Genomic DNA, 12,968 nt, shown 5'->3' with positions numbered 1-12,968 from the left:
CGGAGAACACGCACGGGGCCTCCGCCGCGCCCGGCGAGAGCGGTCATGCGCGGGGCCACCACACGCCCGGCGATAGCGAGCACGCGCGGACTCCCGGAGCCACCGCGATGCCCGAACGCAAAAAGGGGCCGCCCGGCGGCACGCGAGTGCTGAACTGCACCCCCGAATTTGGACTAGGAAAAGAAAGTCCGAGTTCGGGAGGTGCAGTTTCGTTTTGAAGAGATACAGCCTGGAGACGAGAGCAAGGGCGGTCGAGCTCATCGACCGAGGATATGGCAAGGGGTCGCTCTCGACAGCGCTTGCCATACCGATAAGCATTGCGGAAAAATGGACCCACACGTACAGGGCGGTAGGCAAGGAGGCGTTTCTGGGCATGGGGTCCAAGCACAGGCGTTACGACTACGAGACGAAGCTCGCCGCCGCGCGCGACTTCGTCGACCTCGGCATGACCAGGCAGGAGGTCATGTCCAAGCACGGAATCGCGAACCTGACGCAGCTGAAGAATTGGGCGAAGGCCTACCGCGAGGGCGGTCCGGAGGCCCTGAGGCCCAAGCCGAAGGGGCGGCCGCGGAAAGACGGGGGTGACCCTCCGGAACCAAGGAGCCGCGAACAGGAGCTGGAGGCGGAGAACCGCAGGCTAAGGGCCGAGGTGGCGTACCTAAAAAAACTGCGTGCCCTGGAAGCGGCAAAGCGAGCGCCTGGGAGAAATGCCAGGTGATCAGGGAGCTTTCGGGGCAGGGGCACGCGCTTGCGGACCTACTGGCCGTGTCGGGCGTTCCAGCATCGACTTACCACTACAACAAGTCGAAGCCGGCCAAGGCGCCGACCAGGCCGGAGCTTTGGGGCAAGGCGATCGAGATCTTCTCGCGCTCGCCAAACGGCTGCGGCCATCGCCAGATAGCCATGTGCCTGCGCGCCGAGGAAGGGGCGACGATCGCCGACAAGACCGTGCTCAAGATGATGCACGAGATAGGAATAAGCTGCGGCATACGCCGGGAGACGGACTACCACAAGTACAATTCCTACAAGGGCGTGGTCGGCAAGACCTTCGAGAACGTGCTGGGGCGCGACTTCGAGGCAGATGGGCCGTGGCAGAAGCTTGGCACCGACGTCACCGAGTTCAAGCAGGAATGGGGCAAGGCGTACTTCGCGCCCGTCTACGACTTCGGCAGCAAGGAGATCGCGGCGTGGTCCATATCCCAGCACCCGGACATGTCGCAGCAGAAGGAGATGCTCGACATGCTCATCCCGAAGATTCCGGACGGTGCTCACCCGGTCATGCAGTCGGACATGGGCTGGCAGTACCAGCACATAGGGTATTGCGGAAGGCTCGAGGAGGCAGGCATCGTGCAGAGCATGTCACGTAAGGGCAACTGCATCGACAACGGCGCGACCGAGCAGGTGTTCGGCCATTTGAAAGACGAGTTCTTCCGAGGCAGAAAGTTCCCCGACTTCGAGACGTTCAAGAGGGAGCTTGAGGGATACATCGAGTACTGGAACACGCAGAGGAGGCAAGTTAAACTAAAGGGACTGACCCCGGAGGAGTTCCGGAGCCAGTCCCAAGCCGCCTAGGTTCTTATTTATCGCGTCCAAGTTTTGGGGCGCAGTTCATGCCAGCCGGGCGGCCCCATGGCATGGAAATGCCCCCCATGAGCGCGACGCCCTATCCTCCCACGGACTACACCGCAGTACTTTCGGCGAGGAGGGGCTTAACTGCCGAGTTCGGAATGGGATCGGGTGATCCCCCTCTCCATGGTCGCGCTCATGGGGGGCGTTCCCCCAAATCGCTCGTTATGCGATTGTCAGGTGCTGGCGGGAGCCGGCTACCCTGGGTGCCGCATAGCGTTCGGTTGATCTTTGACTAGATATGCGCGATGTGAATAGAAGAGCTCGGGCTATTAGTACCGCTCGCCTGAACGCCTCGCGGCGCTTGCAGCTGCGGCCTATCGACCAGGTAGTCTACCTGGGCCCTTACCGAAAGGAGAACTCATCTTGGAGACGGCTTCCCACTTAGATGCTTTCAGCGGTTATCCGTTCCGGACGTAGCTAGCCGGCCGTGCCGTTGGTCGACAACCGGGACACCAGAGGTCCGTCCACCCCGGTCCTCTCGTACTAGGGGCGGATCTCCTCAATTCTCCTGCGCCCGCGGAGGATAGGGACCGAACTGTCTCACGACGTTCTGAACCCAGCTCGCGTACCGCTTTAAATGGCGAACAGCCATACCCTTGGGACCGACTTCAGCCCCAGGATGCGATGAGCCGACATCGAGGTGCCAAACCTTGCCGTCGATGTGGACTCTTGGGCAAGATCAGCCTGTTATCCCCGGAGTACCTTTTATCCGTTGAGCGACGGCCATTCCACGCTGTGCCGCCGGATCACTAGAACCTGGTTTCCCATCTGCTCGGCTTGTGGGCCTCGCAGTCAAGCCCGCTTGTACTCTTGTGCTCTGCGAACGGTTGCCGACCGTTCTGAGCGGACCTTGCGCACGCCTCCGTTACTCTTTGGGAGGCGACCGCCCCAGTCAAACTACCCACCTGGCACGGTCCTCGCGCCGGATCACGGCCGCGAGTTAGGCCGCCAGTGCGCCGGGGGTGGTATTCCAAGGATGGCTCCACCGGGGCTGGCGCCCCGGCTTCGAAGCCTCCCACCTATCCTCTACGCGCCGCACCAACGGCCAATGCCAAGCTGTAGTAAAGGTTCACGGGGTCTTTCCGTCCTTCCGCGGGTAATTCGCATCTTCACGAATAATACAATTTCACCGGGTCCATGGTTGAGACAGCGCCCAAGTCGTTACGCCATTCGTGCAGGTCGGAACTTACCCGACAAGGAATTTCGCTACCTTAGGACCGTTATAGTTACGGCCGCCGTTTACCGGGGCTTGGCTTCGGTGCTTCGCCTTGCGGCTAACACCTCCGCGTAACCTTCCGGCACCGGGCAGGCGTCAGACCCTATACATCGCCTTGCGGCTTCGCAGAGTCCTGTGTTTTTGATAAACAGTCGCTTGGGCCGTTTCGCTGCGACCCCCATGGGCTTGGGGAGCAAGTCCCTTCACCCTCAGGGGCACTCCTTCTCCCGAAGTTACGGAGTCAGTATGCCGAGTTCCTTAACCATGGTTCTCCCGATCGCCTCGGTATGCTCTACCCGCCCACCTGTGTCGGTTTTGGTACGGGCACCGTGTGCCTGCTTAGGGGTTTTTCCAGGAAGCATGGACTCGGCGGCTTCACCCATTCGCTTCGTCTCGCGTCTCGGGCCCCATGCGTCGCTGGTTTCCATGCGACGCGCCCTACGCGCTTTCACGGGGACGTCCAGAACCCCGCCCGCCTATCCTTCTCCGTCGCCCCATCGTCGTGACGGCAACACGATGGTACGGGAATATCGACCCGTTGTGCATCGGCTACGCCTGCCGGCCTCGCCTTAGCTCCCGACTGACCCTGGGGGGATTAGCCTTCCCCAGGAAACCTTGGGCATACGGCGGCAGAGTTTCTCGCTCTGCTCTCGTTACTCATGCCAGCATTCTCACTTCCGAGAAGTCCACAGGGCGTTACCGCGCCTGCTTCGCCCCTCTCGGAAAGCTCCCCTACCACTAGAAATCTAGTCCGCCGCTTCGGTGCCGTGCTTAGCCCCGTGAATTGTCGGCGCATGTCCACTTGACCAGTGAGCTGTTACGCACTCTTTAAATGCATGGCTGCTTCTAAGCCAACATCCTGGTTGTCTAGGCAAACGCACATCCTTTGCCACTCAGCACGAACTTGGGGACCTTAGCGGGCGGTCTGGGCTGTTTCCCTCTCGAGCACACAGCTTAGCCCACATGCTCTGACTCCCGGACTCTGGTCCGCCGGTATTCGGAGTTTGGTTCCCCTCGGCAGGCGGTGAAGCCCCCTTGGAGATCCAGTGCTCTACCTCCGGTGGATAACGTCCGAGGCTAGCCCTAAAGCTATTTCGGGGAGAACGAGATATCTCCGGGTTTGATTGGCCTTTCACCCCTATCCTCGGGTCATCCCCTCCGTTTTCAACCGAAGTGGGTTCGGCCCTCCACGCGGTCTTACCCGCGCTTCAGCCTGCCCGAGGATAGCTCACCCGGCTTCGCGTCTGCGGCGCGCGACTCATCGCCCGTTTAAAGACTCGCTTTCGCTGCGGCTCGGTTCCTCCTTAACCTCGCCGCGCACCGCAACTCGCTGGCTCATTCTACAAAAGGCACGCCGTCACACCCCCGTAGGGATGCTCCGACTGCTTGTGGGCGCACGGTTTCAGGTACTGTTTCACTCCCCTCTCGGGGTGCTTTTCACCTTTCCCTCACGGTACTGGTTCGCTATCGGTCACAGGAGAGTGCTCAGCCTTGGAGGGTGGTCCCCCCTGATTCGCACCGGGTTTCACGTGTCCGGCGCTACTCGGGTACGGGACTCGCGGGGGATGCTGATTCGGGTACGGGGCGCTCGCCCTCTTCGGCCCGGCTTCCCAGCCGGTTCCCCTTCAACATCCCTTTATGACCGCGCCAGGCGTCTAGGGCCGCCTGGATGTCCCGCCCCACAACACCGCATGCAGCATCGCCCCTGGGCTGTAACGCATGCATGGGTTTGGGCTGGGTCCGCTTTCGCTCGCCGCTACTCGCGGAGTCTCGGTTGATTTCCTTTCCTCGGGGTACTTAGATGTTTCAGTTCCCCCGGTTGCCCCCGTCCGGCCTATGTGTTCGGCCGGCGGTGCGCGGGTATGGACCCGCGCGGGTTGCCCCATTCGGAGATCCGCGGGTCATAGGCCATTTGCGCCTCACCGCGGCTTATCGCAGCTTGTCACGTCCTTCGTCGACTTCCTGTGCCAAGGCATCCACCGTGCGCCCTCGATATCTTCTTTCCATCGTTCGGATAATCTATCCTATGAGATATAAAAAGTATCTCGGGTATTGCATATCTAATCGTATGCGATCGTGATGCGAATCACCCGCTAGCTTTTCCGCATTGAATTGAAAATTCGATTAGGAGAATCTAGTTTGATGATTCGTCAAAATAGAACGCTATGCAGCTCTCAAGGTGCCGGCGGGTCTCCCCGCCTCCGGGGAGGGCCCCGGAAACCGGATGCTGCGATTAGGAATTGTATTTGAATCTCCCTAGAAAGGAGGTGATCCAGCCGCACCTTCCGGTACGGCTACCTTGTTACGACTTCACCCCCCTCACCCTCCACACCTTCGGCCCCTCCCTCACGAGGTTGGGCCGGGGACTTCGGGTGCAGACGACTCGGGTGGTGTGACGGGCGGTGTGTACAAGGCCCGGGAACGTATTCACCGCGGCGTGCTGATCCGCGATTACTAGCAACTCCGGCTTCGAGGAGGCGGGTTGCAGCCTCCTGTCCGAACTGGGGCCGGCTTTGGGGGATTCGCTCGACCTCGCGGTCTGGCAGCCCTCTGTACCGGCCATTGTAGCACGTGTGCGGCCCAGGGCATAAGGGGCATGATGACTTGACGTCGTCCCCACCTTCCTCCGGCTTGACGCCGGCAGTCCCCCATGAGTCCCCAACCTAATGCTGGCAACATGGGGCAGGGGTTGCGCTCGTTGCGGGACTTAACCCAACATCTCACGACACGAGCTGACGACAGCCATGCACCACCTGCGCGGGCTCCTCTCGGCCACCGGGTTTCCCCGGCTTCACCCGCATGTCAAGCCCTGGTAAGGTTCTTCGCGTTGCTTCGAATTAAGCCACATGCTCCGCTGCTTGTGCGGGCCCCCGTCAATTCCTTTGAGTTTTAGCCTTGCGGCCGTACTCCCCAGGCGGGGCACTTAATGCGTTAGCTGCGGCGCGGAGGAAAGGCTCCCCCACACCTAGTGCCCATCGTTTACGGCCGGGACTACCAGGGTATCTAATCCTGTTCGCTCCCCCGGCTTTCGCACCTCAGCGTCAGTCGCGGCCCAGAAGACTGCCTTCGCCATCGGTGTTCTTCCCAATATCTGCGCATTTCACCGCTACACTGGGAATTCCGTCTTCCTCTACCGAACTCGAGCCGGCCAGTTCGGGATCCGGCCGGAGGTTGAGCCCCCGGATTTGAGATCCCGCTTGGCCAGCCGCCTACGCGCGCTTTACGCCCAATGAATCCGGATAACGCTCGCTCCCTACGTATTACCGCGGCTGCTGGCACGTAGTTAGCCGGAGCTTCTTCTGCAGGTACCGTCATGTTTCTTCCCTGCTGAAAGCGGTTTACAACCCTAGGGCCTTCATCCCGCACGCGGCGTTGCTGCGTCAGGGTTTCCCCCATTGCGCAAAATTCCCCACTGCTGCCTCCCGTAGGAGTCTGGGCCGTATCTCAGTCCCAATGTGGCCGATCGACCTCTCAGTCCGGCTACCCATCGCGGGCACGGTGGGCCGTTACCCCGCCGTCTACCTAATGGGCCGCGACCCCATCCCCCGCCGCCTGGGCTTTCCCGGCCCCTCCATGCGGAGGGCCCGGAGTATTGGGTATTAGCCGGGCTTTCGCCCGGTTATCCCCATGCGGGGGGAAGGTTGGTCACGTGTTACTCACCCGTTCGCCACTCTATGACCGCCCGAAGGCGGGTTATTCGTTCGACTTGCATGTGTTAGGCACGCCGCCAGCGTTCATCCTGAGCCAGGATCAAACTCTCCGTTGAAATGCAGCGGGGTTCGAGAACCCCGCGTCAAGTCTCCGTGTGAGTCGGATCTTGTATGTGCGAATCCTGATGGATTCAAAAAGTTAAGAATTGAATTCGAGCTCGCCTCCCCGTTGGAGGCGAACATGCTCGCTAGCTTGATTCTTCCTATCGCAGTATCCGGTTTTCAAGGTCCTCCGGCGGCTTCCGCCGCCGCCGTTCCGAACTTGCTCCGTTCGAAGCGGCGAAGAATTACTTTACGCTAACCAGTGGGGCGTGTCAAGAACTTTTTTCGAAAAAGTTTTTTCGAGCTGAGCTCCCGGCTCGCCGCCGCCGGACGGGCCCTCTGGGCCCTCGGAAGCAACTCCCCGCTGCAAATGCAGCTTGTGCATAGTACCTCCCCCGTGGGTGCCGTTCAAGCGTATTCGGAAGGCTTCACAAACCACCCACAGACAGGGGCTCATGTTGTGTTTTCACGTGTGTAAAGCACTATTTTGACGCGCAATAACAAGAGGACCGAGCACGTATGCCCGGTCCTCCATTCTGCTATGCATGTATGCGCTATACCAGTTTCACGAAGTGGCGCTTGCCAACCTGGATGACGGAACCCTCCAGTTTCGCCGGCTCCACGTTGTAAGCCTTGGCGGGCAGAGCCTCGCCATTGATCTTCACGCCGCCACCGTCGATGAGACGACGGGCCTCGCCGGCGCTCTTCGCCAGGCCGGCATCCGCCAGCAACTTGGCCAGGTACACCAGACCTTCGTCGTTAGGCGTAAGGTCGGCAGCGAACTCGGGGATGTCCTCGGGAATGGCATGCTGCTTGAAGACGCGATCGAACTCGGCCTCGGCTGCAACCGCAGCCTCTTCGCCGTGGTAAGCGGCAACGATATTGCGAGCCAATGCGCGCTTTACCTTATTGGGATGCAGCGAATCGGAGGCGAGGCCCGCCTCGATTTCGTCAATCTCGTCGACGCTAGCGGTGGAGGCCAAGCGGTAGTACTTCACGATCATCTCGTCGGGGATGCTCATGACCTTGCCGAACATATCGGGAGCCTCGTCGGTGAGGCCAATGTAGTTGCCATAGCTCTTCGACATCTTGCGTACGCCGTCGGTGCCCTCGAGCAAAGGAAGCGTAAGACAGACCTGCGGCTCCATGCCCATCTTCTCCATGAGCTCGCGGCCGGCAAGCAAATTGAACAGCTGGTCGGTACCGCCAAGTTCAACGTCGGCCTTGATGACCACCGAGTCGTACGCCTGCATGATCGGGTACAGGAACTCGTGCACGCCAATGGACAGGTTGTTGGTGTAACGCTTGTGGAAGTCGTCGCGCTCGAGAATACGTGCAACCGTGAACTGGCCCGTTACCTTCAGAATATCCTCGAGGTTCATTTTCAGGAGCCAGTCGGCGTTGTGAACCAGGGTCGTTTTCTCGGGATCGAGAATCTTGAACGCCTGATCGATGTACGTCTGAGCATTGGCGGCCACCTGCTCGGGCGTGAGCTGCGGACGCGTGCTGTTCCTGCCAGACGGATCGCCAATGAGCGCCGTGCCGTCGCCGATGATGAGCGTAACGCGATGGCCAAGATCCTGGAACGTGCGGAGCTTACGCAGCGGAACGGCATGGCCAATGTGAATGTCGGGAGCAGTCGGGTCGACGCCCAGCTTCACGTTCAGGGGCACCCCACGCTTCAGCTTTTCGAGAAGCAGCTCGGAGGGCACGATCTCGGCCACACCAGATTGAATGATTCGTAGTTGTTCTTCCGCAGGTAGCATCAAATAGCCTTTCACTTATATGTAGCGATGCATTGTAGCATAGTTAGGAAATGCCCCGGAACAGATGCCCCGAGGTGGTATCAGACGTCTTCCCCACCGCATTGCCGCTCTTCAAGGCGATATCACGAGCGCGCACGGCACGAGCCGTCGCCTTGGTGGTCTCTTCGACGTTCATCATCGTGGCATCGACCATGAAGGAGCTGACGCCAGCTGCAATGAGGTCGGGGGCAGCGTGCAGGATGTCAAGGGGCACTGCATTATACAGATGGCTGCGCCCCGTGCAGTCAGTGACAACGGGCATCTCGTAGCCCTTGCGATCCTTCAGGTAATGCGGGCTCTTGCGACGCGGGCATACCGAGCAGTCGCGATTGCAGGGGCCCTGGCTCATGAGCATGCAGTGCTCGGTAACCATGAGCTCGGTTGCCCCGCTTACGAACAAACCCAGTTCAACATCGGTTTCATCGCCAATCTGCTGAATCTGCCCCAGCGTGAGCTCGGGAGAGAGCCACACGCGTTCGGCGCCCATCTGCGCAAGCGCCATGGCCGACAGCGGGTTGGACACGGGAACGTGCGGACCAACCTCGACATGCGCACCCATTTCATGAGCGCGCACAAGCTGACTGAGGTTCTCGACAAACACCGGCTTGTCGGCCTTCACGTATTTCCAAGCATCGAAGCCCAAGCGTTCTTCGCGCGTGCCGGGAAGCGGATCGTGGTCGACCACCGGCATCGCGATAATGGCCTGCTTGGGATAGCCCGTCTGCGCAACGGTGCCCGAAATCTGGCCAGCCACCAGGGATTCTCCGCGCTTGTAATTGAGAGCGGGCACGTAGATGGCATCGGCGCCGGCGCGCTTGGCGGCACGAGCGCATGCGGCATTCGTAGCCCACACGGCTACTTGGCAGGAATTGCGACGCGGACGACGCGGAACCGGAGGCTTTGCAGGAGCGCGATGAAGCGTGCGAGCGCGATAATCGGCGAGCAGAGCTTCCTCAAGCTGCTCGGCGGCGGCAGCACGCAGCTTGTGAATCTGCGAGAAGCCCATGCCCACGCCCTCGTCGAGCTGGATTTCCAGGTTCTGAAGCGCGAAGGGCGTATTGCCAAAACGGTCGATATGGTCGCGCACATCCTCTTCGAGCAGGGCCTTTGTGCGAGCGGGCTCTGCAACGGGACCCTGCGCGCACACCGATGCACCCGACGGCGCGGTAAGCGTAAGCGAAATGGGCTGGCCAAGCTGAATGACCACCGAACCCGAAACGGCAACCTTCGGCTCGAAGGGCACGTCTACGAACTGGGCTTCCGCGCTGCGCACGCGAAAGACGCGATCGCCCTTGCCAACACGACGGTCGAGTGCGAAACGCACGCCGCCACGCACCGCTTCGATGCCGGAAACGGTGTGCGCGAAATGACCGCGATTGGTCCAGAATTCGAGTACGTCGCCCTCATGCAGGGTTTCCTCGGGATCGACGGCAACCCAGCCATCTCCCACGGAGGACACGCGGCCAATGAACACGCCACGATTGTTGGGGCGGCCATAGCTCATCATCTCGTTATCATCTTCGCCCATGAGGTAGCCCTCGGTGAAGCCACGGCTGAACGCTTCCTCCAGCACGCGCATCTCTTCGGGCGTAGCGCGCAATTCACCGGGGATGACGTCATCATCGCTAGCGGCCTGGCCGCTTTCGACCCAGGCAAGCACGCGGTCGAGCACGGAGCGATACACGCCCACCACGGCGGAGACGTATTCGGGCGACTTCATGCGACCCTCGATCTTCAAGGAGGAAACGCCGCAAAGCGCCAGTTCCGGAAGGCGATTCACCAGGCACAGGTCCTTCGGGGAAAGCAGATGCTCGCCCGGGGAAGGAAGGTCCTTGCGAACCGCGCGATTATGCAGCTCGTACGGCAGGCGACATGCCTGAGCGCACATGCCGCGATTGGCCGAACGTCCGCCAATCATGGAGGACATGAGACACTGCCCCGAATAGCACACGCAAAGCGCGCCATGCGCGAAGATCTCGACCTCGAGATTGCGCGCTGCGGCTTCGGCGCAGATGTTAACCACCTCGGAAAGGGCCATCTCGCGTGCGAGCGTCACGCGAGATGCGCCCAACGAAACGGCGGCGTCAAGGCCGGCAACATTGTGCGTGTTCATCTGAGTAGAGATGTGAATCTCGGCTTCGGGGAGCGTACGATGGACCTCGGCGGCCAAGCCCACGTCCTGCATGATGAAGCCGTCGACGCCACGACGATACGCCTGGCGAACCAGCTCGAGCGCGGCTTCGCGCTCGCCCGGAAGGATAACGGTGTTCACCGTGAGATAGATGCGGCGGCCGCGCACATGCGCGTAGTCGCATGCCTCGGCAAGCGACTCCAACGTGAAATTATCAGGCTCTTCGGTGGTTTCTGTGGGAGAGATTCCGGCATAGGCCCAGCTCAGCGGGCGAAAACAACGATCTGGAACTGAAACGGCCCCGGGAGGGGCCGTTTCCGCGTCATCCGCCTATGATTGCTAAGCCAAATTCAGACAACCGAAGAGGTGTGACGCATGAAGAGTCTACTACTTCTCGCCCTCGGTCTGGCCCGCACGGTCGTCCTGGGCGCGCGCATCGAGGCCGAGCGCATCGTCGTGAGCGTCCGGCCCTACAAGCGCGAGCAGCGCCGCTGCCCCGTATGCGGCAGGGCCTGCGACTTCTACGACATGGCGAACCGCGGGGCCCCCAGGCTGTGGAGGGCGATGGACCTGGCGCGCTCGGCCTGCTACCTGGAGTACGCGCCCTGCAGGGTGCGCTGCCCGGAGCACGGCGTGCGCACCGAGGCCGTCCCCTGGGCGCGGCACGGGGCGCGCTTCACGCGTGACTTCGAGGACTGGGTGGCGTGGCTGGCGGTCCGCTGCACCGCCTCGGCGGTCTCCGAGCTCGCCCGCGTCGAGTGGCACAGCGTGGGCGGCGTGTGCAGGCGCGTCTACGCCGAGCTGGAGGCCGCGCGCGGCGCCTCGAGGTTCGACGGCGTGCGCCGCATCGGCATCGACGAGACGTCGTACAAGAAGGGCCACAAGTACGTCACGGTGGTCGTCGACCACGACCGCGGCTGCCTCATCTGGGCGCACGAGGGCACCGGCAAGGACGTGCTCAACCTGTTCCTCGACGAGCTCACGCGCGAGCAGAGGCGCGCCATAGAGGTGGTGACCGCCGACGGCGCGAGGTGGATAAGGCAGCTGGTCAAGCGCCGCTGCCCCAACGCGAGGTGGGTCATGGACCCCTTCCACGTGGTCCAGTGGATGAACGACGCGCTCGACGCCGTGCGCTGCGAGGAGTGGAACGCCGCCAGGGCCGCCGCCAGGGCCGCCAGGCCCAGGCCCGAGGGCAAGCGCGGCAGGCCTGCCAAAGGCGAGCTGCCGCCCGAGGAGGTCAGGGCGCTCGAGGAGGAGGCGGCCTCCATCAAGGGCAGCCGCTACGCGCTCGTGAAGAACCCCGAGGACCTCACCGACGGCCAGAGGGCGAGGCTCGAGGCGCTCAAGAAGAGGGCCGGCTCGCGGCTGGTCAGGGCCTGGGAGCTCAAGGAGGACCTGCGGGCCGTCTTCCGGGCAGCCGACGGCTCCGAGGCCGCCGAGCTGCTCGACGACTGGATGCACAGGGCCGCCTACTGCAAGATCGCCAAGGTCGTCGCCGTGGAGAAGAAGGTGCGCCGCCGGCGCGACGACATCATCGCCGCAGTCGAGCTCGGCATCAGCAACGGGCGCGTAGAGGCCATCAACAACAAGATCAAGGTGACGGTGAGGATGGGCTACGGCTTCCGCAACACCGACAACCTCGTGGCCCTGCTCATGCTCAGGTGCGGCGACTGCCAGCCCCAGCTCCCGGGTCGCCCGGTGAAGGCGAGGAAGAAGGGCGTGAAGGGAGCGAAGAGCGTTGCTGCCTAGGCTAGCCCCTTGTCACACAAACTACCGAAGCCTCAATTATCAGCACCCCTTCGGGCGTTGAAACGATCAGCCCCCAGATATACGGCATCTGCCCCCGCGCGGATAGCCGCGTGGAGGCAGACCATGTTACCTGCAGGAGCAAGAAGCTCGAGCGTGTTATTCATGAGATTCGGAATCTTCCCCATTGCTAATAGAAACGATCTTGTCATCAGCAGACTTCAGCTTGTCCATGGCTTCGTTGTACGCCGACTGGACGCTGGAAAGACGTTCGTCGTACGTTGCGGAATCGACCGTGCCATTGGCGACATCGGTGTAGAGCGAAACGTAAGACGCAAGCGCATCGTCGAGCGAGCACAGCGCGTCGACGTAGAGGTCCTTCGCCGGCTGCAGCTTCGACGTGCAATCGGTGTTCTTCACGCTTTCGATGACTTTGTCCACCGAAGTAAGATGGGCCTGCATGGTTACGGCATCCTGCTTCGCCACCGCATCTTGAAATGCCGTGAGATCTTCCTGGATATCGGTAACCTGCTGATTGAGCGTAGCCATGTACTGGCGATTCTGCTCCGCCTCGCTGGTGACGCCGGTAGTCGATTGCGCTACGCAGCCGGTTACCACCAGCGCGCAGGCAACGGCGCAAGCAGCAGCCGCCACGCGAATAGAGCGAGATACACGATTCATGTTGTTCC

The 12,968-nt window shown here is 61.5% G+C and carries 6 protein-coding genes and 3 rRNA genes; 3 read left to right on the top strand and 6 right to left on the bottom strand.

Translation table 11 applies throughout. The features are described from left to right. Window positions 1-214: 214 nt before the first annotated feature. Entirely contained in the window at window positions 215-718 is a 504-nt protein-coding gene (locus tag AAY81_RS01915) for a helix-turn-helix domain-containing protein (RefSeq protein WP_066660721.1), read from the top strand. Further along, the gene (locus tag AAY81_RS01910) at window positions 715-1,572 is read left to right on the top strand and encodes an IS3 family transposase (protein WP_066660717.1); all 858 of its coding nucleotides are present in this window, start codon (window positions 715-717) and stop codon (window positions 1,570-1,572) included. Before AAY81_RS01915 ends, AAY81_RS01910 begins: the two co-directional genes overlap by 4 nt. A 78-nt stretch (window positions 1,573-1,650) precedes the next feature. Here the strand turns inward: AAY81_RS01910 and rrf are convergent. The 5 genes from rrf to AAY81_RS01885 form a co-directional block, all read right to left on the bottom strand. Continuing rightward, window positions 1,651-1,764: ribosomal RNA gene (gene rrf, locus AAY81_RS01905) — 5S ribosomal RNA — on the bottom strand. A 114-nt stretch (window positions 1,765-1,878) separates the two neighbouring features. Beyond that, window positions 1,879-4,848: ribosomal RNA gene (locus AAY81_RS01900) — 23S ribosomal RNA — on the bottom strand. Between the two features lie 257 nt (window positions 4,849-5,105). Next, a 16S ribosomal RNA gene (locus AAY81_RS01895) occupies window positions 5,106-6,611 on the bottom strand. Together the 16S, 23S and 5S rRNA genes form the textbook arrangement of a ribosomal RNA operon. 540 nt (window positions 6,612-7,151) lie before the next feature. Then, window positions 7,152-8,363, bottom strand: a complete 1,212-nt coding sequence (gene tyrS / locus AAY81_RS01890; RefSeq protein ID WP_066660714.1) for a tyrosine--tRNA ligase — start codon at window positions 8,361-8,363, stop codon at window positions 7,152-7,154. Between the two features lie 43 nt (window positions 8,364-8,406). Further along, entirely contained in the window at window positions 8,407-10,737 is a 2,331-nt protein-coding gene (locus AAY81_RS01885) for a U32 family peptidase (RefSeq protein WP_066660711.1), read from the bottom strand. 171 nt (window positions 10,738-10,908) lie between these two features. Between AAY81_RS01885 and AAY81_RS01880 the strand changes: the two genes are divergently transcribed. Then, the gene (locus AAY81_RS01880) at window positions 10,909-12,282 is read left to right on the top strand and encodes an ISL3 family transposase (RefSeq protein WP_066660379.1); all 1,374 of its coding nucleotides are present in this window, start codon (window positions 10,909-10,911) and stop codon (window positions 12,280-12,282) included. 156 nt (window positions 12,283-12,438) lie between these two features. Here the strand turns inward: AAY81_RS01880 and AAY81_RS01875 are convergent, their stop codons facing one another. Further along, entirely contained in the window at window positions 12,439-12,960 is a 522-nt protein-coding gene (locus AAY81_RS01875; RefSeq protein WP_143117375.1) for a hypothetical protein, read from the bottom strand. Between the last annotated feature and the right edge of the window lie 8 nt (window positions 12,961-12,968).

Origin of the sequence: Denitrobacterium detoxificans, assembly GCF_001643775.1 — a bacterium.
GTDB lineage: Bacteria > Actinomycetota > Coriobacteriia > Coriobacteriales > Eggerthellaceae > Denitrobacterium > Denitrobacterium detoxificans.
Note: the sequence above shows the minus strand (reverse complement) of the source record. Positions and strands in the feature narration are given on the sequence as shown.